The organism is Paraburkholderia tropica, assembly GCF_914484835.1.
Lineage (GTDB): Bacteria > Pseudomonadota > Gammaproteobacteria > Burkholderiales > Burkholderiaceae > Paraburkholderia > Paraburkholderia tropica_A.
On record NZ_CAJZAR010000088.1, the window covers coordinates 1 to 22,461 of the forward strand.

A 22,461-nucleotide genomic window follows, 5' to 3' on the forward strand; every position below is an offset into this window, starting at 1 on the left:
CGGCGGCCTGGGCGCCCGCGGCATCGGCTTGCTGCTGGTTGGTGCGGGCGTCGTCGCCGCGATGGTCGGTCTTCGAGGTGCCGCGCGTGCTGCTCGACGAGCTGCTGCCCGAAGCCGATTGCGACGACTGCGACGACTGCGAGGACGACGACTGGCTCGCCTGCGACGATTGCGACGACGAAGCGTTCTGCGACGCGTTCGAGTTGTTCGCCGCGTTGGCGTTGTTGTACGCCTGCGCCGCGCTCGACTGCGCGTATTGCTGCGCCGTGGGCTGGTTCAGCGCGGTCTGCGCGGCGATGCTCTGCTGGAGCGTCTGCGCGAAGCCCTGGCTGGCCTGATCAGCCTGGCTGCCTGCGGAGGCGGCGCCACTCGAGGTGGGGTCGACGGCTCCGAAGAGTGAACTGACTGCGGAAAGAAGCGACATCGTGTCTGCCCCGGATAACGTAACGGTGTGGATCGCGGTGGATCGTTGTGCGAATTATGGGTACGGCGGGTCTGGCGCGCGTGGCGCGTCAGGAATGCTGCGACGCCCGCATGCGCAGCGCGCGGGCGGCGAATTCGTCCGAATCGCGCTGCTCGCGTTTGGCTTCCACGCGTGCCTTCACGGCGTCCTGGCGCGACTGCAGCACCTCGTAGGAACCGAGCTTCTGCTTGGTGCGCAGCCATTCGGGCTTGGCCGCTTCGACGCGCTGCGTCGCCTGGTCGAGCATGCGGCGCTGCTGTTCGATGGCGGCGTCGAGCGTGTCGATGAACGCCTGGAAATTGCGCACGTTGCCCGCCGCCATGCCCGCGCGCGCCGACTCGGTGAAGCGCGTATGGTACTCGTCGCGGTAGTCGATCAGCGACTTCAGCTGCTTCTCGATCTCCACGCGCTCGCGCTGCACGCGCCCGAGCTTCTGCGTGGCGGCGTCGACATCGTCCTGCGCGAGGCCGATCAGCGTCTGCAATGCGGTTTGCCGGGTCATGCCTTATTCCCCTGTCCAATGAGCGCAGCAAGCATATCGACGCTCTGATCGTAAGTCGCGCTCTCGCGAAAGCCTTGCTGGAGAAAGGCTTCGATGCGCGGATAAAGGGCGATGGCGCGGTCGAGCACGGCGTCGCGCCCGTTCACGTACGCGCCCACGTTGATGAGGTCGCGGTTGCGCTGGTAGCGCGAAAGCATCTGCTTGAACGCACGCGTCTGGTTCAGATGCTGGTCGTCGATCAGCGCCGTCATCGCGCGGCTGATCGAGGCCTCGATGTCGATGGCCGGATAGTGCCCGGCTTCGGCGAGCGCGCGCGACAGCACGATGTGGCCGTCCAGAATCGCGCGCGCCGAGTCGGCGATCGGGTCCTGCTGGTCGTCGCCTTCGGTGAGCACGGTGTAGAACGCCGTGATCGAGCCGCCGCCTTCGGGGCCGTTGCCGGTGCGTTCGACGAGCGCGGGCAGCTTGGCGAACACGGAGGGCGGATAGCCCTTGGTCGCGGGCGGCTCGCCGATCGCCAGCGCGATCTCGCGCTGCGCCATCGCGTAACGCGTGAGCGAGTCCATCAGCAGCAGCACGTGCTTGCCCTGATCGCGGAAATATTCGGCCAGCGAGGTCGTGTACGCGGCGGCCTGCATACGCAGCAGCGGCGAGACGTCCGCGGGCGCGGCCACCACGACCGAGCGCGCGAGACCTTCCGCACCGAGAATCTGCTCGATGAATTCCTTCACTTCGCGGCCGCGCTCGCCGATCAGGCCGATCACGATGACTTCCGCGCTGGTGGCGCGCGCCATGGTGCCGAGCAGCACCGATTTACCGACGCCCGAGCCCGCGAACAGGCCCATGCGCTGGCCGCGCCCGACCGTCAGCAGCGCGTTGATCGCGCGCACGCCCACGTCGAGCACCTTGTGGATCGGCTCGCGGTGCAGCGGGTTGATGACGGGCGCGGTGAGCGGCGCGTCGGCTTCCGTGTCGATCGGGCCGAAACCGTCGAGCGGCTTGCCCGAGGCGTCGACCACGCGGCCCAGCATGCCCCAGCCGACCGGCAGGCGCTTGGCGCCCGCCATCGGGTCGGCGATCGGCGCGCTTTCGAGCGGCCAGACGCGCGCGCCCGGCAGCAGGCCGGAGACTTCGGTGGTCGGCATCAGGAACAGCTTGTCGCCGGAGAAGCCGACCACTTCGGCTTCGGCCATCGGCAGCGAGCTGCCCGGCGGCAGTTCGATCACGACTTCCGCACCCACGGCGAGGCGCAGGCCCACGGCTTCGAGCACGAGGCCGGCGGCGCGCGTGAGGCGGCCGCAGCCGCGCAGCGGCAGGGCGATCGCGTTGCGCTCGCGCACGCTGTTCAGGCGCGCTCTCCAGCTCGCGTGGTGCGGGTTGGCCGGGTCGAAATTCGCGGGCGGCGTGTAGGGCGCGGGCTCGGGAGCCTTGATCGCCGGGGCCGGGGCCGCCGCCGCCGCCGCCGCTGCGGTGGCGGCTGCGGTTGGTTCGGTGGGTGCGGTTACTGCGGGCGGCTCGGCGAGACGCTCAGCCGCCGCGCCCATGTCGTCGGCGAAATGCGGGACCGAAAAATTCGGTGCCGGAAAATGCGGCAGATCGGGCAGCGTGAAATCGGGGTCGTCGTCGATCCGCACGCCATCGGCCTGGGTGGCGTCGTGCACGCCGGGGCCGAACGAGGCCAGCGCCAGTTCCTGTTCGAGCGGCGTGAGGCCGCCCGTGTGGATCGCCTGATGGACGGTCTGATGGAGCGACGAATTCACCATGGCCGCGCCTTCCCGAGCGCCGCCGCGACGCGCTCCCAGCGCGTGCCGATGTCGGCGTCCGTCTCGCCGGTGGCGGCCTGCGCGCGGCAGCCGCCGCGTTCGAGCGAGGCGTCGGTGCGCACGGTCCAGCCGCGCGCCTGCAAATCTTCAAGCAGATAGGCCTCGACCACCGGCAGGTCAGCCGGGCTCACCACCAGTTGCGGCGAACCGGCCAGCTGCGGCTCGTGCGCGAGCACTTCGCGCGCCGCGGCGAGCAGCGCCGTCGGGTCGTGCTGCACGTGCTGGCGGACCACCTGCTGGGCGATGTCGAGCGCCAGCTCGACGAGCGTCTCGGCCACGCCCGCTTCGGCGGTCGTGAGCGCGTCGGAGAAACGTTGCGCGATCGCCGAAATCTGCGCCGCGACGGCGCGCGCCTCGCCGAGTCCCTGTTCGAAACCCTGCTTCTGGCCCTGGTCGTAACCGGCCTGGTAGCCGAGCGCCTGGCCCGCGACGTGGCCGGACGTGAGACCGGCCTGATGCGCGTTGTCGCGGATGCGCTGCAGCTCCGCCTCGAACGCCGCCGTCTCGTCCGGGGTGGGCGGAGGCGGGGGCGGGGGAGGCGGATCGAAGCACGCCATCTCCCAGCGCTGATACGCCGAGAGATTGCGGTGCAACGGTTGTGAGGCTTCGTCAGACATAAGCGTCTTCTGCCTTGCCGCCGATCACGATCTGGCCGCCTTCGGCGAGGTTGCGCACGATCTGCAGGATACGCCGCTGCTGCGCTTCGACTTCCGAAACGCGCACGGGGCCGCGCGCGTCCAGGTCTTCGGCGAGCAGTTCCGCGGCGCGCTGCGACATGTTCGCGAGGAACTTCTGGCGCAGTGCGGGCGGGGCGCCCTTGAGCGAGATGATGAGCGATTCGGACTCGACTTCCTTGAGCAGCAGCTGAATCGCGCGGTCTTCGAGATCCAGCAGGTTCTCGAACACGAACATCTGGTCGATGATCTTCTGGGCGAGTTCGGCGTCGTACTGGCGGACCGTTTCGATCACGCCTTCCTCGTGCTGGCTCGTCATGAAGTTCAGGATTTCGGCGGCCGTGCGGATGCCGCCCATCGGGCTGCGCTTGAGGTTGTCGCTGCCCGACAGCAGGCCCATCAGCACGTCGTCGAGTTCGCGCAGCGCCTGCGGCTGGATGCCGTCGAGCGTCGCGATACGCAGCAGCACGTCGTTACGCAGACGCTCCGTGAAGCACGAAGCAATCTCCGACGCCTGATCGCGGTCCAGGTGAACCAGGATCGTGGCGATGATCTGCGGGTGCTCGTTCTTGATGAGTTCCGCGACCGAGCCCGAGTCCATCCACTTGAGGCCTTCGATACCGCTCGTGTCGCCGCCTTGCAGAATGCGGTCGATCACCGCGCCGGCCTTGTCCTCGCCGAGCGCCTTGGTCAGCACGTTGCGGATGTAGTCGTTCGAGTCGAGCGAGAGCGCCGTGTGCTGCTCGGCTTCCTTGACGAACTCGTGCAGCACGGCGTCGATCTCTTCGCGCTTGACGTTCTTCAGCGCGGCCATCGCCGCACCGATCTTCTGCACTTCGCGCGGCCCGAGGAACTTGAAGACCTGAGAGGCCTCCTCCTCGCCGATCGACATGAGCAGCAGCGCGCTCTTGACAGCTCCTTCAGCGCTCATCGTTCACCCAGCTCTTGACAACGGTTGCGACAATCTTCGGATCCTGGCGCGCGATGCTGCGCGCGAATTCCAGGTTGCGTTCGAACTTCTGTTTATCGGATTCGAGGGCGGCCAGCTCGCTTTCGCTCTCGACCACGCCGCCCGTGCCTTCGATCTTCTCGACCTGCGGCAGGCCGTCGAGCAGCAGCGGTTCGGCGTCGCCCGCGAGCGCCGGGGTGGCCGCGGCGGGCGGCTCCGGCGGCGGGAAGGCGCGGCGCAGCGCCGGCTTCACCATCACGAAGTAGAGGAACAGGGCCACGGCGCCGATGCCGAGCCAGGTCGCGATCTGCTTGGCCAGCGCGATCATGTCCGGCTGGCGCCACCACGGCAGGTTGGCGTTCGGATCGACGTCGGTCTGGAAGGCGGCGTTGACCACGTTCACCGAGTCGCCGCGCTTCGTGTCGTAGCCCATCGCGTCCTTCACCAGCTGTTCGACCTGCGCGAGCTTCTGCGCGTCGAGCGGCTGCATCGTGGCGTGGCCCTTGGCGTCGACCTTCTGCTGATAGTTCACGATCACGGCCACCGAGAGGCGCTTGATGTCGCCCGGCGCCTGCTGGAAGTGACGCACCGTCTTGTCCAGCTCGTAGTTCGTGGTGGTGTCGCGGTGATCCGAGATCGGCGTCGTGGCGGCCGCGCCGCTCGCGCCCGCGGGCGCGTTGATCGGCGCCGAGGCCGGCTGCGGCGGCTGGTTCGAGAGCGCGCCCGGCACGCCGCCCGCACCCGACTGCTGCATGTCGGTGGCGATGTTCTGCTGCTGGCTGCGGATCGAGGCCTGTTGCGGGTTCGCGTTCGGGCCGTAGTTTTCCGAAGTCTGTTCGATCTTCGAGAAGTCCACGTCGGCGCTGACCTGCGAGCGCGCGTTGCCCGAGCCGAACAGCGGCGCGAGGATCGCGTCGATGCGCGCCTGGGTGTCGTGCTCGATCTGGCGCACGTACTTGAGCTGCGAGGCGTCGAGGCCCGCGCTGGCGGCGCTTTGCGTCAGCAGGTTGCCGTCCTGGTCGACCACGGTGACGTTGCGCACCGGCAGATCGGGCACGGCCGACGAGATCATGTGCGTGATCGCGGCCACCTGGCCCTCGTCGAGCACGCGGCCCGGATACAGGTTGACGAGCACCGACGCCGACGGCGCCTCGCGTTCGCGCACGAACACCGAGGGCTTCGGAATCGCCAGATGCACGCGCGCCGACTTGACGCTCTGGATCGACTGGATGGTCTGTTCGAGTTCGCCTTCGAGCGCGCGCTGGTAATTGACCTGTTCGGCGAACTGGCTGATGCCGAACTTCTGGTTGTCCATCAGTTCGAAGCCGACCGAACCGTTCTTCGGCAGGCCTTGCTGCGCGAGGCGCAGGCGCATTTCGTTGACCTGCTCGGACGGCACCAGAATGGCGCCGCCGCCGTCGGACAGCTTGTAGGGCACGTTGGCGGCCTGCAGCGCCGTGATGATCGAGCCGCCATCGCGGTCGGACAGGTTGCTGTAGAGCACCTTGTAGTCCGGCGCGCGCGACCACAGCACGAGGCCGGCGACCACGGCGATCAGCACGGCGACGGCGACGATGAGCGGCGCGCGCGGATTGCCGCGCACGCTGCGCAGCGACGACAGCGAACCGAGGCGCTGCGCGAAGCCGCCGCCAAGGTCCTCCGCGGCGCCGGATGCCGCGCCACCGGCGCCTGTGGCGGCGCCGCTGGTGGCGAGGCCCATGCGGGCGTCGGGGTTGATCAAAGAGTTGGCAGACGAATCCATGCGACGGGTTTCTCCGGGAGACTTGCACGTCCCTGCGGCGCGCGCGCGGCAGAGACTTTCACGACAGGGATTATCCGAGAGCCGTGGCAAGCCGATTGCGCGAATAGAGCCGGGTTTTCCCCCTAGTTTCGGGGCTGCTCAAAATGTCCGACTGCTAATATTTCTCGCAGACTCGGTGCCGTGTGTATGCGTGCCGGGTCCGGGGGCGTCGCCCCGCGCACCCGGACCGGGGTTGCGCGGGCCGCCGCCGCCGCGTAACTCTCTTTATCGTGGAGTCAACATGACGGTGCCAGTCAACCCACTCACGTCGGCGCTAGCGCAGATGCAGGCGATGGCCGCGCAGGCCGCGAGCAGCGCCACAGCGGCCGAAGGCGGCTCGGGTGCGGCGAGCGGCGGCGAGTTCGCCGCGGCGCTCAAGGCGTCGCTCGACAAGATCAGCGACGACCAGAAAAAGGCCGTCGGCGAGTCGCAGGCGTTCGAGCTGGGGGCGAGCAACGTGTCGCTCAACGACGTCATGGTCGACATGCAGAAGGCCAATATCGGCTTCCAGTTCGGTCTGCAGGTGCGCAACAAGCTCGTCGCGGCCTACACCGACATCATGCAGATTCAGGTCTAGGACAGCGCGCGCGAGCCCTGTCCGGGTCCCGCCCGACTGTAAGCCCATTAAAGCTTCTCCCTCAAAGTTCCGATAACCCGGCTAGAACCCGGTTCGCGCGCCCACGGGCGGCGCGCCCGGACGCACCGTATCCACAGCCGCACGTTTGAAGGAGAAGCGCCGATGTTTTCCCCTGCCCAATCTGGAGCCAACGCCTATGCACGCGTCGGAGTCGAAACGGGGATTATGGGCGCCAGTCCGCACAAGCTGATCGCGCTCCTGTACGAAGGTGCGCGCAAGGCGATTGCGCAAGCCCGCATGCATCTGCAGCAGGGCAACGTGGGGCCGCGTGGCGAGGCGATCGGCAAGGCCATCCGGATCGTCGAAAGCGGGCTTCAGCTGGCGTTGAACGTGGAGGCGGGCGGAGAAATCGCCCAGCGCCTGAACGCACTCTACAGTTACATGACGCGACGTTTGCTCGAAGCGAATATTCAACAGAGCGAGTCCATGCTGGTCGAAGTCGATGGCCTGCTGGCAACGCTCGAGGAAGCCTGGTTGGGGATTGCGCCGGCGGTGGAACAGATGGCCCAGCAGCAGCGGGCATCCGGGCCTTCGTCCGGCTCATTGACGAGATGAGTTCGAAAGCAGACTACTTCGCCCACTATGAAGCGATCGCGGCGGTGTCGGGGCAAATGCTCGACGCGGCACGCGGCGCACACTGGAACGATCTGATCGGCCTCCAGGAGGAATACCGTCACCTCGTCGAAGCGCTCAAGGACGCCGATCTCGGCGTCCGGCTCAGCACCACCGAGCGCGCGCGCAAGTACGAGCTGATCCGGCAGATTCTCGCCGACGACGCAGCGATCCGCGATCTCGCGAGTCCGTGCATGGCGCGCCTCTCGGCGCTCTTTCACGGCACCGCGCAGCCCGCGCGGGTCCTGCAGGAACTGTACGGCGCGCGCTAAACGCGAGCACGGCGACCGGCAAGGCCGAGCGCGGACCGGGTATCTCCACCGCGGCCCGCCGCCCGCCATGCGCCAGCCGCCGTCGGATCTGGAACCGTCCCCTGAAACCGGCTGACGGCGTCGGCGCCCCGGACCGGGAGCCGAACCCGGCCTCTGAACTGGCTCCACGCTCCGCATGAACGGAATCGATACGAGCGCCGCCGCGCTGATCGCGAGCCGCGTAGGCGCGCTGGGCCCGACCGGCGCGCAAGGCAGCGCGGGCACCGCGCAGGCGGGCGTTTCCGCGCTCGCGGGCGGCGTCACGGCGCTGCCCGACGCGCAGGCCGTCAACACGCCGCAGGCGTCGGCGCAAACCGAACTGTCGGCCGTCGCGCTCGCGCTTGACGCGATCATCCGCTCGGGCGGCGAGGCCACGCCCGCCGTGGTCGGGCGCGCGCCGGTCTGGGCCAATCCCGGAGCCGACCCAGGCACGAATGGCGCCAACGCCACCAACACCAGCTTGCCGCTGCCGGGACTCGCGCAGGCCGAAGCCGCGCTCGAAAGCGCCTTGCTCGCCGATCTCGCCGCCACGACGGAACTGGGCGCGGGCGGCGCCGCGAACGGCGCCAATGCCGCGAACGGCGGCGATCCGACGCAAACCGCAGCAGGCACGGCCAACGCGCAAGGCGCGCAGGGCGCCGCGCTCGCGGCTCAATCCGGCCCCGTGGCCGCGCTGACGGCTTCGCTTGCGCAGACCGTCGCGCAGAGCGGCCTGTTCTACGAATCTCACCTCGCGCAATGGCTGCAAGGCCAGCGCTCGCCCGCCGAACTCGCCGACGAACCGCAGAACCGGCTCGCGGGCTCGCAATTGCCGCTCGACTGGAACAGCGCCGCCGACGATATCGACGACGTGCTGTGGACCGACGTGCCCAGCGCCGCGCAGATGGCCGCGCGCGCCGCCGAAGCGGCTGGTCAGGCGCGCGGCGCGAATGGGGCGAACGGCACGAATGGCGGGAACGGCGCGAACGGAGCGAACGGTGATCCAGGCAGCGCCGCCTCGCAGAACGGCGCGCGCGCGAACGCCCTGCTCGGCGACACGCTGCTGCCCGCCTTGCACACGCAGGCGGGATCGGCGGCGGGCGTGCATCAGGCGCTGCTGCCGGTCGTGCGTCAGCAGCTCGATCTGCTCGCGACCGGCGAATTCCGCTGGACCGGCGAGGCGTGGCCCGGCGTGCGCCTCGACTGGAGCATCCAGCAGGACGGCTACGACGCCCACGAAGTCCACAACCAGCGCGGCCCGCGCCGCAGCGCCGACGACGACACGCCGTGGCGCACGCGCCTGACGCTCGCGCTGCCGTCGCTCGGCACCGTCGACGCGGAACTCACGCTCACCGGATCGGCGCTCGCCGTGCGCGTTCAGGCCAGCCCCGGCGGCGCACAGCAGCTGACGGCGCACAGCGAGGTGCTGCGCGGCCGCATCGCGGCGCTCGGGCTCGCGCTGGCCGGGTTGTCGATCCGCGAAATTGGCGGCGGGGTGCCGGGTGGCACGGGTAGCACGGGCAGCGCCGAAGCCGCGCGCGCCGCCGATGCCTACGCGCATCACGCGGCGCAAGCCGAACACGCCGCCGCGTCCGCTTCCGGGGGGGCGGAAACGTACGCGCACGCATCCGCCGCAAGCGCTTCGGACACGCATCCGGCGTCGACCACCGACTGGGAACTGGGATGAGCCGCACCAACCGCAAGAGCGCCGCCGCGCTCGCCTACGACGACGCAGCCTCGCCCGACGCCGCGCCGCGCGTGGTCGCGAAGGGCTATGGCCTCGTCGCCGAAATGATCGTGCAGCGCGCGAAAGAGGCGGGCCTTTACGTGCACGAGGCGCCGGAAATGGTGTCGCTGCTGATGCAGGTCGATCTCGACTCGCAGGTGCCGCCGCAGCTTTATCAGGCGGTCGCGGAACTGCTCGCCTGGCTGCACGGCCTCGAAGTCGCGGGCCAGGCGCAGGCCGGCGCCGCCGCGAAGGGTCAGGGATCGGGCGATGGCGCGGGCCGCAACACGCCCGATCCGAAGTCGCTGACGGTCAATCCGTTCCGCTTTCCGGCGCTGCCGGGCTGACGCGCGACGCAGGCATCGCATCGCACGTATCGCACGCGCCGCCCGCACCGCACCGCGACAAAACTAGAACCGCAACATCACGCGGATCAGCGTATTGAACAGCTTGCCGTAGGGCGGCGCGATCAATCCGCGCGCGTTCAGGCGCGCCTGGGTGAACACGGGCTTCATCTTCGAGAAGGTCTGAAAACCTTCGTAGCCGTGATACGCGCCCATCCCGCTCGCGCCGACGCCGCCGAACGGCAGGCCCTCGGCGGCGATGTGCATCAGCGTTTCGTTCACCGACATGCCGCCCGCCACCGTCTCGTGCGTGACGCGATCGACCGTGCGCGCGTCGTCGGCGTAGAGATAGAGCGCCAGCGGACGCGGCCGCGCGTTCACGTAGCGCAGCGCCTCGTCGAGCGAGTCGTAAGGCACGATCGGCAGCAGCGGCCCGAAAATTTCCTCCTGCATCAGCTGCGTGTCGTCGGGCGCGCCCGTCACGATCACGGGCGCGAACTGGCGCGTGGCGGCGTCGCGCGGGCCGAGCGGATGCAGTTGCGCGCCCGCGGCCTGGGCTTCGTCGGCGAGCCGTTCGAGACGCTCGAAATGGCGCGCCGAGATGATCGAGGTGTAGTCGCGGTTGCTCGCGAAATTCGGGTAGAGCGTCTCGAAGCGCGTGCGCGCGCGGGCGATGAAGGCCGCTTCGCTGCCGCGCGGCAGCAGCACGTAATCGGGCGCGATGCAGGTCTGCCCGGCGTTGAGCGTCTTGCCGAGCAGCAGGCTGTCGACGGCGTAGTCGAAGCGCGCCTGCGTGCCGATCAGCGCGGGCGACTTGCCGCCGAGTTCGAGCGTGACGGGCGTCAGATGATCGGCGGCGGCGCGCATCACCGCATGACCGATGCGCGTCGAGCCGGTGAACAGCAGATGGTCGAACGGCAGCGCGCTGAAGGCCGCGCCCACCGCCGCGTCGCCGTTGACGACCGCGACGTGGTCGGGCGCGAAGGCCTGGCCGATCAGATCGGCGAACAGCGCCGAGGTGCGCGGCGTCAGCTCCGACATCTTGATCAGCGCGCGGTTGCCCGCCGCGAGCGCGCAGACGAGCGGACTCGCGGCCAGCAGCAGCGGATAGTTCCACGGCACCACGATGCCCGCCACGCCGAGCGGCTGCGGCACCACTTTCGCGCGTCCCGGCGCGAGCCACTTGCCCGCGCGGCGGCGCTGCGGGCGCATCCAGCGCTCGCCGTGCTTGAGCGCGGCATCGATTTCCTGCTTGAGCACCACGAATTCGGCGAGCGCGACCTCGGCTTTCGAGCGCTGGCCGAAGTCGGCGTTCATCGCGTCGGCGAGCGCGTCCTGATTCGCGAACAGCACCTCGCGCAGCGTGCGCAGATGGCGCGCGCGCGTGCTCCACGCGGGAAACGGCTCGCGCAAAAACGCGGCGCGCTGGGTGGCGAGCAGGGCGGCGAGCGTGTCCGGCGTGTGCTCGCCGCTTGCGGCGTGGCTCGTCGCCTCAGGCGCGGGCTGCGGGGCGAGGGTGTCGGGCAGATCCTGCTTCATGGTCGGTCCTTGGTGGAATGAGGCGCGTGGGCGCTCAAGCTCTTGTTATCGCGTCAGATAGTCGGCGGGCAGCGCGCGCTCGATCAGCGCGGCATGGTCGAAGCGCGCGGGCAGCGTGCCGAACACGCGGTCGCAGTCGGCGGCGTGCTCGTCCAGACGCGTGGCGATGAATGCTTCGGCGACTTCAGGCGGCCCGGGGCGCAGCAGCATGGCCTGCGCGATCAGCACGATCTGCTGCGCGATGCGCCGCGCGCTCGCCTCGCGCGTGCCGGGCGCGCCGTTGAGCAGCACCGCGAGCCGGTCGAGCGCGGCCACGAGCACCGGATGATCGGCGGCTTCGCGCCGCCATGCAAGAAAGAGCGCCTGAGCGGCGTCGGCCTCGCGTTCGAGCGCGCGCAGCACGTCGAGACACATCACGTTGCCCGAGCCTTCCCAGATCGAGTTGACGGGCGCTTCGCGGTAGAAGCGCGCCATCGGCCCTTCCTCGACGTAGCCGTTGCCGCCCCAGACTTCCATCGCCTCGCCCGTGAACGCGAGCGTGCGCTTGCAGACCCAGAACTTCGCGGCGGGCGTGATGATGCGCCGCCACGCGCGCGCTTCGAGCGCGTCGGCGCTTTCCTCGCCGGACTGCTGCGCCTGCGCGCTCTGCTCGAAGGCCTGCGCGAGGCGCATGAACAGCGCGGTCGCGGCTTCGGATTCGAGCGCGAGGTCGGCGAGCACGTTCTGCATCAGCGGCTGCTGCGCGAGCACACGCCCGAACGCGCTGCGGTGACGCGCGTGATGAATCGCCTGCACGAGCGCCGCGCGCATCAGCGCCGCGCTGCCGATCACGCAGTCGAGCCGCGTGAAGTTCGCCATTTCGATGATGGTCGGCACGCCGCGTCCTTCGTCGCCGATCATCACGCCTTCGGCGTCGAAGAATTCGACTTCGCTGCTCGCGTTCGAGCGGTTGCCGAGCTTCTCTTTCAGACGCTGCACGTTGATGGCGTTCTTCGTGCCGTCGGGCCGGAAACGCGGCACGAAGAAGCACGAGAGCGCGTCGTGGTCGGTCGTGCGCGCGAGCACGAGATGCGCGTCGCACTGCGGCGCGGAGAAGAACCACTTGTGGCCGGTCAGCAGATAGCGCGCGCCGCGTCCGGTTTCGGCGCCGGCGGGACGGGCTTCCGTGCGGTTGCTGCGAACGTCGGAGCCGCCCTGTTTTTCGGTCATGCCCATGCCGATCATCATCGAGCGCTTCTGGCCGAGCGGCACGTCGCGCGCGTCGTGCTCGCGCGTGTAGAGCTTGTCGCGCAGCGTGTCGAACAGCACCGACTCGCGCTGCAGCACCGGAATGCTTGCAAACGTCATGGTGAGCGGGCAGAGCGAGCCCGATTCGAGCTGCGCGTGCAGGAAATAGCCTGCGCAGCGCGCGGCCATCGCGCCGGGACGCGGCTCGGAGAACGGCAGCGCGTGCAGTCCTTCGGCGCGCAGCAGCGCGAGCAGGTCGTGCCAGGCGGGATGAAATTCGACGGCGTCGATGCGCTCGCCGCGCGCGTTGTGCGTATGCAGTTCGGGCGCGTGGCGGTTGGCGAGATCGGCGAGCGCCTGGACGTCGGCTTCGCCGAGCTTCGCGCCGTGACGCGCGAGCGTGTCGCGATGCCACTGCGCGCCGACGCGCGCGAGCGCTTCGCCGAGCGCGGCATCGGTCGAAAAAAGGTTGTAATCGGCGAGCGGCGGCGCCTGATTCGTGACTTCGTGCGTGGTGCCGGGGCGATGCGTGCGGGATGCCGAGTCGGCGGTGTCGGCGGTGTCGGCCGCGTCGGTCACGCTGGCCGTGGGCGTCGGGGCGGTCTGGGTCATCGAGGCTGTCTCCATCGGCGGCGCGCGGCGCGCGCGGTGTCGTCGTGCGTGTTCTCACGCCTGGCTCGTGCGCAAGACTCGCGCGCGATGCCGTCATGCTCGTTCGTGACGCGCACCGATGGCGGCCCGCCCACACGCGTCGTCCTTCGTGTCGTACTGCGCGACGCATGCGGCGGGCCGGGGCTTGGGCGCTCCAGCGCTCCCTGTGCTGCCGGCTGGAATCGTTTTAGGTTCCGCCGACGCCGGGCGCCGGACGGTCCTTCATGTTAGTCGGCAATGAGACATCGTGTAATGTCAGGATTAGAGGGAACGCTCTGGGATAAAAGCTGACCCGGTAGCCCGACACTTCCTACAATCGGCGACAACATGAAATAGAACGAGCGTGCAACAAGGGTGCCTCAAGCGCCGCCCGGCTGCAACGCGAGAAAACGAGACATGGAACGCGGCTGAGCGGCAGCGTCCGCTGCATGGGCTGGAGGCATGGCGCGAGCGCGCCGCGCCGGGCCAACAGGAGGAGACATGCAATACGACTACGTCATCGTAGGCGGCGGCTCGGGCGGCGCATCGCTGGCCGGACGCCTCGCCGAACGCTGTCCCGAAGCGAGCATCGCGCTGATCGAAGCCGGTCCGCACACCGAACGCAATCTCTTCGTCAATATGCCGATGGGCGTGGCGGCGCTCGTGCCGTTCCGCACGAAAAACAACTACGCGTACCAGACCGTGCCGCAGCCGGGCCTGAACGGCCGGCGCGGTTACCAGCCGCGCGGACGCGGCTTCGGCGGCTCCAGCGCCATCAACGCGATGATCTACACGCGCGGCCATCCGCTCGACTACGACGAATGGGCGCGGCTCGGCTGCACGGGCTGGGCGTGGGACGACGTGCTGCCGTATTTCCTGCGCGCCGAAGACAACTCGCGCGGCGCGAACGCGTGGCACGGCGCGGGCGGGCCGCTCGGCGTGTCCGATCTGCGCGAGCGCAACGCGGTGGCGGAGCGCTTCGTGCAGGCCGCGCGCGAAGCGGGCTTTCCCGCCAACGACGACTTCAACGGCGCGGAGCAGGAAGGCGTCGGCTTCTACCAGGTCACGCAGCGCGGCGGCGAGCGCTGCACCGTGGCGCGCGCCTATCTATATAGCCGGCCGCGCCCGAATCTGCATCTGATCGCCGACGCGACCGTGCTGCGCGTGAGCTTCGACGGCGCGCGCGCGACCGGCGTCGAAATCGCGCGCGCGGGCCGCAGTGAACGTATCGAAGCGCGCGCCGAGGTGATCCTCGCGGCGGGCGCGTTCAACACGCCGCAACTGCTGATGTGCTCGGGCATCGGGCCGGCCGCGCATCTGCGCGAGCACGGCATCGCGGTGCGGCACGACGCGCCGGATGTCGGCCGCAATCTGATCGACCACATCGATTTCACCTACAACAAGCGCGTGCATTCGAGCGAGACCGTCGGCTATTCGCTGCGCGGCGCCGCGCAGATGGTGCCGGGCCTCGTGCGCTATCTGCGCGGACGGCGCGGCATGTTCACGACCAACGTGGCCGAGGCGGGCGGTTTTCTCAAGAGCCGCCCGGAGCTGGATCGGCCCGATCTGCAACTGCACTTCTGCACCGCGCTCGTCGACGATCACAGCCGCCGCCTGCACTGGGGCCACGGTTATTCGCTGCACGTGTGCGTGCTGCGTCCGGCGAGCCGCGGCACCGTCACGCTCGCGAGCGCCGATGCGCGCGAGGCGCCGGTGATCGATCCGCGTTTTCTGTCCGACGCGCGCGACCTCGATCTGCTCGTCGACGGCGCGCGCATCGCGCGGCGCATTCTCGACGCGCCCGCGCTGCTGCGCCTGGGCGGCCGCGAGCTTTACACGCTGGCGGGCCAGAGCGACGCCGAGCTGCGCGCGACGATCGCCGCGCACGCCGACACGATCTATCACCCGGTCGCCACCTGCCGCATGGGCGGCGACGCGCACTCGGTCGTCGATCCGCAGCTGCGCGTGCGCGGCGCGACGCACCTGCGCATCGCCGACGCCTCCGTCATGCCGACGCTGATCGGCGGCAACACCAACGCGCCGACCGTGATGATCGGCGAGCGCGCGGCCGATCTGATCGTCGCCGCCCGACGCGAAGGCGCGTCTTCCCACAACGCAGGCGTGCTTGCCTGACTCGCACATTCCTCCAGCCTCGCGCCGCTGCTTTTTCCGCTCGAATCCCGCTCGAAGACGCACCCGCAAAGCGAGACGCACGGCGTCTCGCTTTGCCTTTCAATTGACGAAAATTGCTTAAATGTCGGCTTATTCGTTAAAGATTGTGCGAACTTCGCGGTGTCCGCAATTTCGAGATTTCGGAGTCCCTATAATCGCGCGGCACCTTGGGCGTGTCAGTTGGCGCGTCCGCGAACTGGAGGAACCGCCTCGATGAGCATCAACGTATTTCAACTGCTGGAAACGGTCCTGAGCGACGACGTCGTCCGCAATCTGTCCGGCCGCTTCGGCCTCACGCCCGATCTCACGCGCAAGGTCACCGGCGCGATCGCGCCGGCGCTCGTCGCCGCCATCATGCATCGCGGCAGCACCGCCGACGGCGCGCGCAGCCTGTTCTCCACCATCATGTCGCCCGACGTGAACGCGAGCATCGGCAAGCAACTGCCCGAACTGCTGTCGAGCACCGCGGGCCTGAGCCAGCTCGAAACGCTGGGCCGCGAGGTGGTCCAGAAGGCCGCGGGCGTGAACGTCGGCGCGCTCGCCGACGCGGTCGCCGGCCAAACCGGCGCGGCGCAGTCCACGGCGTTCTCGCTGACCGGCGTGGTCGGCGCGGCGCTGATGGGCATTCTCAAGCAGCACTTCACCTCGTCGCAGGGTTTCGTCGGCCAACTGCCCACGCTGCTCGGCCATCAGCTTTCGTCGGTCAACGCGAGCCTCACCGACCGTCTCGCGAGCGCCGTCGGCCTCGGCACCGCGGGCGCGTTCGCGGGTTCGATCCTCACGCGCCTGAAAGACGTGTCGGCGCATCTCGATCATCCGCAGCCGCCAGTGCGTCCGGTGCCGGCCTCGCTGCCGCCGCAAACCATCGGCGACACCACGCCGCCCATCGAAGCGGAAAAGCGCAAGCACACGTGGCTCTGGTGGCTGATCGCCGCGCTCGCGCTGATCGTGGCGTTCCTCGCGCTGCGTTCGTGCCATCGCGAAGAACCGGCGCAGGACGATCAGGCGGCTTCCGCGCCCGCGGCGGTCGCGGCTTCGGAAGCGAGCGCGGCCGATAACGCGTCGGCGCCCGCGATCACCTCTGAAGCGTCGGCGGCCTCGGCGGCCAGCGCCGTCGCCGCGCCCGCGCCCACGCAGGACTCGCATCTGTCGTTCACGGTCGACAAGGCCGGTGTGCCGACGATCACGGCCACGGTCGGCACCGACGCCGAGAAGGCGCACCTCGTCGACGCGCTCACCAAGCAGTTCGGCGAGGGCAAGTTCAACGCCAACGTGACGGTCGACGCCGCCACGAAACCGGCCGACTGGCTCGCGCACTTCGACGGCCTGCTGCCGCTGATGGCGCTGCCCGGCGCGGAAGTGAAGATCGACGGTTCGCACGTGGAACTGAGCGGCACGGCCGCCGACGCCAAGCTCGGCTGGCTCGACAAGCTCAAGGCGCTGTTCGGCTCGGGCTTCGACATCGGCGTGTTCAACGTGCAGAAGGCCGTGGCCGACGCCACGCAGTCGTTCCGCGACGCCGTGAAGGGCCTGTTCGGCGCCGACAGTTCGTGCGCGGCCGCCGATGTGGCGAAGGTGCTGAACCTGCAGGTGATCAACTTCAAGACCGCAAGCTCGGTGATTCCGGCCTCGGCCGCGCAGGATCTGCGCGACTCGGCCAAGGCGCTGAAGGCCTGCGCGAAGCAGGGCAAGCCGGTGCAGCTCGAAGTGGCGGGCTATTCGGATAACGTCGGCGTCCCGGCGAGCAACCTCGCGCTCTCGAAGCAGCGCGCGCAGGCGGTGCGCACCTTCCTGGTCGCGCAGGGCGTGGCGTCGGGCTCGCTGAAGGCCGAAGGTTACGGCGACGCCAGCCCGGTCGCCTCCAACGACACCGAAAGCGGCCGCTTCCATAACCGCCGCATCGAGTTCGTGGCGAAGTAAGTCACGGGCCGCGCAGTTCTCTGCAAAGCAAAAAGCCGTCCGGCGCGAGCCGGGCGGCTTTTTTCATGCGTGATCCCTACATATCAGCCCTGTGCGGCCGGCCGTTCGAGCCCGGGCGGTCCGACGAAATCGTCGAGGAAATTCGACGGCTTGCCGTATTCCTCGCGCGCCACCGCGAGCCACGCGCGCGCCGCGTGCGAGAGATAGCCGTTGCGCTTCCAGCCGATCGCCATGTCCCAGGTGATGGTCGGCTCGGTCACCGGCAGACAGGTGAAGCGCGCGGCGTCGAGCCGCCGCACATACGGCGCGGGCAGCAGCGCGATGCCCACGCCCGCGAGCACGAGCGCCGCCATCAGATCCCAGTGGCCGCTGCGGCCGACGATCTGCGGTGCGAAACCGGCCACGCGACAGGCACTCAGCACGACATCGTTGAGCGCGAGGCTTTCGCCGTAGAACACGAACGGCTCGTTCGCGAGTTCGGCGAGCGGCACGCTGAGCTTGTTGTCCCAGCGCGAGCCGCGCTGGGCGACCAGCCACAGCACCTCGTGCGAGATCGGCAGCACGTCGATCTGATCGGGATCGACGGGCAGCAGCACGCCGCCCAGTTCGAGTTCGCCCGAGATCAGCGCGGCCTCGATCGCGCGCGAACCCTGCTCGAACAGCTTCAGCTCGATCTTCGGATAGCGCTGGCGGAACGCCGCGATCGCGGGCGTGAACAGCGAGCCGCCCATCGGCGGAATGCCGATGGTGAGTTCGCCGCGCCCGAGCGTGCCCAGATCGGCGAGTTCGGCCTGCAACTGCGCCTGCGCGGCGAGCACGTCCTGACCGCGCTGATAGACGATGCGCCCGGCGTCGGTGAGCACCATCTGGCGCGCGTCGCGCAGCAGCAGCTGGGTGCCGGTTTCGTCCTCGAGCGCCTTCACCATCTTGCTGATGGTCGGCTGGGTGACGTGCATCTGTTCGGCGGCGGCGGTGAAGCTCTGCTGCCGCACCACCTCGATGAAATAACGCAGTGCGCGCAATTCCACGGTCATGCCTCCTTATACGCTGCGTAATCGCACAAATCTGGTGCATTCCAAATTCGAATGATCCAGATGATCGTAAGTCATTATATTTATGCTGCGCTGCACCCTATACTGACTTCCATTCCGATGTCACTTAGGGTTTGCCATGACTGCTCCGACCACTTCCGCACGCGCCCCGCAATCCGGCGGTTTCGCCCGCGTTGGCCGGATCGCGGCGCAGTCGGCGCTGCTCGCCGGCGTCTGGTTCGTCGCCGATCAGCTTGCGCGCGCCGTGCATCTGCCGGTGCCGGGCGGCGTGGTGGGCCTCGTGCTGCTGCTCGTGCTGCTGTTCTGCGGCGGCGTGACGCCGCGCTGGGTCAAGGCAGGCGCCGACTGGCTGCTCTCCGACATGCTGCTGTTCTTCATCCCGGCCGCCGTGGCGGCGGTGCAGTACGGCGGCCTGTTCCGCGCCGACGGCTGGCGTCTCGCGCTGGTCGTGGTCGGCGGCACGCTGATGGTGATGGTGGCCGTGGCGTTCGCCGTCGAACAGGCCGCGCGCCTCGAACGCCGCCTCGCGCTGCGCCGCGTGCGTCATGTTCGCCAGGTGCGCGATTCGCGCCATCTGGCGCGCGCCTGAGCGTTGCCCCCGAGTCTGATTTCGCCCGTCTCCCAAGGATGATTCCGTCATGAACACGTTCTACGCCTCACTGTTCGCCGACGACGCCTCCCGGCTGATCGCCGCGGGCTGCTTCATCCTCACCGTCGCACTCTATTTCGCCTCGAAAGCACTCTACGCGCGCGTGCGCTCGCCGTGGCTCACGCCGCTGCTGGCGGTGCCGGTTGTGCTGGGCGCGATCGTGCTGCTGCTGCACATTCCGTATCCGGTCTATTTTCAGGACACGCGCTGGCTGATGTGGCTGCTCGGCCCGGCCACGGTGGCGTTCGCGGTGCCGATCTACGAATACCGCGCGCTGCTCAAGCGCCACTGGATCTCGCTCGCGGTGGGCGTGACGGTCGGCATCATGGTGGCGGTGGGCGGCTCGCTCGCGCTCGCCAAGCTGCTGCATCTCTCGCCCGAACTGCAACGCAGCCTGATGACGCGCTCGATTTCCACGCCGTTCGCGCTCGCGGTCTCCGACAAGATCCACGCGCCGCGCGACCTCACCGCGCTGTTCGTGATCGCCACCGGCCTGTGCGGCATGCTGTTCGGCGAACTGGTGCTCGGGCTCGTGCCGCTGCGCACGCGGCTCGCGCGCGGCGCGCTGTTCGGCGCGGCGGCGCACGGCGTGGGCACCGCGAAGGCGCGCGAGCTGGGCCGCGAGGAAGGCGTGGTCGCCAGCCTGACGATGATGATCGCGGGCGTGGTGATGGTGCTGCTCGCGCCCGCGCTGGGTTTTCTGCCGATCTGAGGGACGACGGGCGCGCACCGGGCCGCGCAGCGGGCATCCGCGCGCCGCTGCTTTTTCGACCATTCGCTGACCTGCGCCCGGGCCGCGTCGTCGCGACGCAAGCGCACCGCGATCCACGATTCTGAGACGGGGCTAACATCGCGAGATTTCCCGCATCTCCCGCATTTCCCGCGGGCCGTCCTCGCTGCGCGCCATGTCCCCGATCTCCGTCATCATTCCCTGTTTCAACGGCGCCGCCACGCTCGCGCGCGCTCTCGACAGCTGCCTCGCGCAGCCTGAAGCCACGCAGATCCTCGTCGTCGACGACGGTTCCAGCGATGCTTCCGCGTCGATCGTGCGCGTCTACGCCTTGCGCGATGCGCGCGTGCGGCTGCTGCAGATGCCAGGCAATGGCGGTCCCGCCCGCGCGCGCAACTGGGCGGCGCTGAACGCCAACGCGCCGCTCATCGCCTTTCTCGACGCCGACGACGAATACCTGCCCGGCGCACTGGCCGCCGCGGGCGGGCATCTCGACGCGCATCCGCGCGAAGCGGTCATCCGGCTCGATGTCGATTACGCGGGCTTTCCCGCGCGCCTCACGCAGCATCCCCAGTTCGCGCAATTCGCGGCCGTGCTCAGCAACACCGTGCCGAGCAGTCTCGTGATCCGCCGCAACGTGCTGCTCGCGCTCGGCGGCTTTCCGACCGACGAGGTCTTCCGCCGCCACGGCGGCGAGGACGGCGCGCTCTCGTGGACGCTGCGCGACATCTTCGGCCAGCGCCGCCTGATCGACGCGCGGCGCGTGCGCATGCACTGGCACGCGGGCATCCACGCGGAACGCTTTCTCGAAATTCAGCTCGGCTTCACGGATCAGGACCCGGCCGCCGTCGAGGCAACGCTGCGCGCCTCGCGCGCTTTTCTCGACAACGCCAGCGCGAGCGTGCAGCAGTTGCGCTCGCTGGAGATCTCGCCGGGCGCAGCCGCACGCTGAACCGGGCGGGAAACGTTCCTGCGTTCCCGATACGCCGCCGTCATCTCGATTTGCTACAATCACGCCTCGTCTTCGAGGAGCGTTGCGACGGATGTCACCCATCCGCCAGGCTCGAAGGCGCTCAATACGGTCGCTTCCCGGTTTCATGCCGCAGTCGCACCGCACTGAAAAACGGCGCTCACGTCTTTAATTTCTAGTCACTTTTAGAAAGGAGGGCGTGATGAACGCCGCAATTCCGCAAGATCAAGCCAAGGATTTCATCGTTGCCGACATGTCGCTTGCTGCCTGGGGCCGCAAGGAACTCGACATCGCCGAAACCGAAATGCCCGGCCTCGTGCAAACGCGTGAGGAATACAAGGCGCAGCAGCCGCTGAAGGGCGCACGCATCGCCGGTTCGCTGCACATGACGATCCAGACGGGCGTGCTGATCGAAACGCTGACGGCACTGGGCGCCGACGTGCGCTGGGCCTCGTGCAACATCTTCTCGACGCAGGACCATGCCGCTGCCGCGATCGCGCAGGGCGGCGTGCCGGTGTTCGCGTTCAAGGGCGAATCGCTCGACGAATACTGGGAGTTCTCGCACCGCATCTTCGAATGGCCGAACGGCGAGTTCGCCAACATGATTCTGGACGACGGCGGCGACGCAACGCTGCTGCTGATCCTCGGCTCGAAGGCTGAAAAGGACCGCTCGGTCATTTCGAAGCCGACGAACGAGGAAGAAGTCGCGCTGTACAAGTCGATCGCCGCTCACCTCGACGTCGATCCGGTGTGGTACTCGACGCGTCTCGCGCACATCCAGGGCGTGACCGAAGAAACCACCACGGGCGTGCATCGCCTGTACCAGATGGAAAAGGAAGGCCGTCTGCCGTTCCCGGCCATCAACGTCAACGACTCGGTCACGAAGTCGAAGTTCGACAACCTGTACGGCTGCCGCGAGTCGCTCGTCGACGGCATCAAGCGCGCGACCGACGTGATGATCGCGGGCAAGATCGCGGTCGTGGCCGGTTACGGCGACGTGGGCAAGGGCTGCGCGCAATCGCTGCGCGGTCTGGGCGCGACGGTGTGGGTCACGGAAATCGATCCGATCTGCGCGCTGCAAGCCGCGATGGAAGGCTACCGCGTCGTGACGATGGAATATGCCGCCGACAAGGCCGACATCTTCGTGACGGCCACGGGCAACTTCCACGTGATCGGCCATGACCACATGAAGGCGATGCGCCACAACGCGATTGTCTGCAACATCGGTCACTTCGATTCGGAAATCGACGTGGCGTCGACGCGCCAGTACCAGTGGGACAACATCAAGCCGCAAGTCGACCACATCATTTTCCCGGACGGCAAGCGCGTGATCCTGCTGGCCGAAGGCCGCCTCGTGAACCTCGGCTGCGCCACGGGCCACCCGTCGTTCGTGATGTCGAACTCGTTCACGAACCAGACGCTCGCGCAGATCGAACTGTTCACGCAGGGCGACAAGTACGAGAACAAGGTCTACGTGCTGCCGAAGCACCTCGACGAAAAGGTCGCGCGTCTGCACCTCGCGCGCATCGGCGCGAACCTGTCGGTGCTGTCGGACGAGCAGGCTTCGTACATCGGCGTCGAAAAGAACGGTCCGTTCAAGCCGAACCACTACCGCTACTAAGCCGACCCGCGTCGGCTCGCCGTGACGGTTCGCTGTTTTACGGTTCGCTGTGATGGCTCGCCGTTACGGTTCGATACAAAGGCGCAACAAGACGTCCCTTATTTTTAAGACGTCTTTAAGCGACTGGCCC

19 protein-coding genes, 1 pseudogene and 1 riboswitch are annotated in these 22,461 nt (G+C 68.4%); of the genes and pseudogenes, 11 read left to right on the top strand and 9 right to left on the bottom strand.

Features of this window, described 5'->3' with window-relative positions; translation table 11 throughout:
- From LDO54_RS32195 to fliF, 6 genes and pseudogenes are all read right to left on the bottom strand, one after another.
- A pseudogene (locus LDO54_RS32195) lies at positions 1-424 on the bottom strand (hypothetical protein); the annotation flags it as partial.
- An 88-nt stretch (positions 425-512) separates the two neighbouring features.
- On the bottom strand, positions 513-965 hold the full coding sequence (fliJ, locus tag LDO54_RS32200; RefSeq protein ID WP_224015723.1) for a flagellar export protein FliJ: 453 nt from the start codon (positions 963-965) through the stop codon (positions 513-515).
- Positions 962-2,728: a flagellar protein export ATPase FliI gene (fliI, locus tag LDO54_RS32205; protein ID WP_224015725.1), complete on the bottom strand. Its 1,767-nt coding sequence runs from the start codon at positions 2,726-2,728 to the stop codon at positions 962-964. The genes fliJ and fliI overlap by 4 nt, the downstream gene beginning before the upstream one ends.
- Positions 2,722-3,405, bottom strand: coding sequence for a flagellar assembly protein FliH (gene fliH, locus LDO54_RS32210; protein WP_224015727.1), 684 nt, complete (start codon positions 3,403-3,405; stop codon positions 2,722-2,724). The genes fliI and fliH overlap by 7 nt, the downstream gene beginning before the upstream one ends.
- Positions 3,398-4,393, bottom strand: coding sequence for a flagellar motor switch protein FliG (gene fliG / locus LDO54_RS32215; protein ID WP_224015730.1), 996 nt, complete (start codon positions 4,391-4,393; stop codon positions 3,398-3,400). Before fliG ends, fliH begins: the two co-directional genes overlap by 8 nt.
- On the bottom strand, positions 4,383-6,173 hold the full coding sequence (gene fliF, locus LDO54_RS32220) for a flagellar basal-body MS-ring/collar protein FliF (RefSeq protein ID WP_224015732.1): 1,791 nt from the start codon (positions 6,171-6,173) through the stop codon (positions 4,383-4,385). The genes fliG and fliF overlap by 11 nt, the downstream gene beginning before the upstream one ends.
- A 280-nt stretch (positions 6,174-6,453) precedes the next feature.
- Here fliF and fliE point away from each other — a divergent pair, with 280 nt between their 5' ends.
- The 5 genes from fliE to LDO54_RS32245 all read left to right on the top strand — a co-directional run bounded on the left by fliE (position 6,454) and on the right by LDO54_RS32245 (position 9,824).
- Complete coding sequence (gene fliE, locus LDO54_RS32225; protein ID WP_224015734.1) at positions 6,454-6,789, top strand: flagellar hook-basal body complex protein FliE; 336 nt, start codon at positions 6,454-6,456, stop codon at positions 6,787-6,789.
- 162 nt (positions 6,790-6,951) lie between these two features.
- The gene (gene fliS / locus LDO54_RS32230) at positions 6,952-7,404 is read left to right on the top strand and encodes a flagellar export chaperone FliS (protein ID WP_224015736.1); all 453 of its coding nucleotides are present in this window, start codon (positions 6,952-6,954) and stop codon (positions 7,402-7,404) included.
- A complete protein-coding gene (locus LDO54_RS32235) occupies positions 7,401-7,733 on the top strand; it encodes a flagellar protein FliT (protein WP_224015739.1) in 333 nt (110 codons plus the stop codon). Before fliS ends, LDO54_RS32235 begins: the two co-directional genes overlap by 4 nt.
- A gap of 175 nt (positions 7,734-7,908) precedes the next feature.
- Positions 7,909-9,438: a flagellar hook-length control protein FliK gene (locus tag LDO54_RS32240; protein WP_224015741.1), complete on the top strand. Its 1,530-nt coding sequence runs from the start codon at positions 7,909-7,911 to the stop codon at positions 9,436-9,438.
- Entirely contained in the window at positions 9,435-9,824 is a 390-nt protein-coding gene (locus LDO54_RS32245; protein WP_224015744.1) for an EscU/YscU/HrcU family type III secretion system export apparatus switch protein, read from the top strand. The genes LDO54_RS32240 and LDO54_RS32245 overlap by 4 nt, the downstream gene beginning before the upstream one ends.
- A gap of 63 nt (positions 9,825-9,887) precedes the next feature.
- Here the strand turns inward: LDO54_RS32245 and LDO54_RS32250 are convergent, their stop codons facing one another.
- Together LDO54_RS32250 and LDO54_RS32255 are read right to left on the bottom strand one after the other, a co-directional pair.
- Positions 9,888-11,360: a coniferyl aldehyde dehydrogenase gene (locus tag LDO54_RS32250; RefSeq protein WP_224015746.1), complete on the bottom strand. Its 1,473-nt coding sequence runs from the start codon at positions 11,358-11,360 to the stop codon at positions 9,888-9,890.
- Positions 11,361-11,405: 45 nt separating this feature from the next.
- Positions 11,406-13,199, bottom strand: a complete 1,794-nt coding sequence (locus LDO54_RS32255) for an isovaleryl-CoA dehydrogenase (protein ID WP_224015749.1) — start codon at positions 13,197-13,199, stop codon at positions 11,406-11,408.
- 519 nt (positions 13,200-13,718) lie between these two features.
- Between LDO54_RS32255 and LDO54_RS32260 the strand changes: the two genes are divergently transcribed.
- Positions 13,719-15,350: a GMC family oxidoreductase gene (locus LDO54_RS32260; RefSeq protein WP_224015751.1), complete on the top strand. Its 1,632-nt coding sequence runs from the start codon at positions 13,719-13,721 to the stop codon at positions 15,348-15,350.
- Positions 15,351-15,602: 252 nt separating this feature from the next.
- Positions 15,603-17,309, top strand: coding sequence for an OmpA family protein (locus LDO54_RS32265; RefSeq protein WP_224015753.1), 1,707 nt, complete (start codon positions 15,603-15,605; stop codon positions 17,307-17,309).
- 83 nt (positions 17,310-17,392) lie between these two features.
- On the opposite strand, the gene LDO54_RS32270 is transcribed toward LDO54_RS32265, so the two are convergent.
- On the bottom strand, positions 17,393-18,337 hold the full coding sequence (locus LDO54_RS32270) for a LysR family transcriptional regulator (protein WP_224015754.1): 945 nt from the start codon (positions 18,335-18,337) through the stop codon (positions 17,393-17,395).
- Between the two features lie 142 nt (positions 18,338-18,479).
- On the opposite strand from LDO54_RS32270, the gene LDO54_RS32275 reads away from it, so the two are divergent.
- From LDO54_RS32275 to ahcY, 4 genes are all read left to right on the top strand, one after another.
- The gene (locus tag LDO54_RS32275; RefSeq protein WP_224015757.1) at positions 18,480-18,950 is read left to right on the top strand and encodes a CidA/LrgA family protein; all 471 of its coding nucleotides are present in this window, start codon (positions 18,480-18,482) and stop codon (positions 18,948-18,950) included.
- Positions 18,951-18,999: 49 nt separating this feature from the next.
- Positions 19,000-19,722, top strand: coding sequence for an LrgB family protein (locus tag LDO54_RS32280; RefSeq protein ID WP_224015759.1), 723 nt, complete (start codon positions 19,000-19,002; stop codon positions 19,720-19,722).
- A 193-nt stretch (positions 19,723-19,915) separates the two neighbouring features.
- Positions 19,916-20,692: a glycosyltransferase family 2 protein gene (locus tag LDO54_RS32285; protein WP_224015761.1), complete on the top strand. Its 777-nt coding sequence runs from the start codon at positions 19,916-19,918 to the stop codon at positions 20,690-20,692.
- 68 nt (positions 20,693-20,760) lie between these two features.
- A riboswitch (S-adenosyl-L-homocysteine riboswitch) is annotated at positions 20,761-20,879 on the top strand.
- A gap of 33 nt (positions 20,880-20,912) precedes the next feature.
- Positions 20,913-22,331: an adenosylhomocysteinase gene (gene ahcY, locus LDO54_RS32290; protein WP_224015764.1), complete on the top strand. Its 1,419-nt coding sequence runs from the start codon at positions 20,913-20,915 to the stop codon at positions 22,329-22,331.
- Positions 22,332-22,461: the final 130 nt, after the last annotated feature.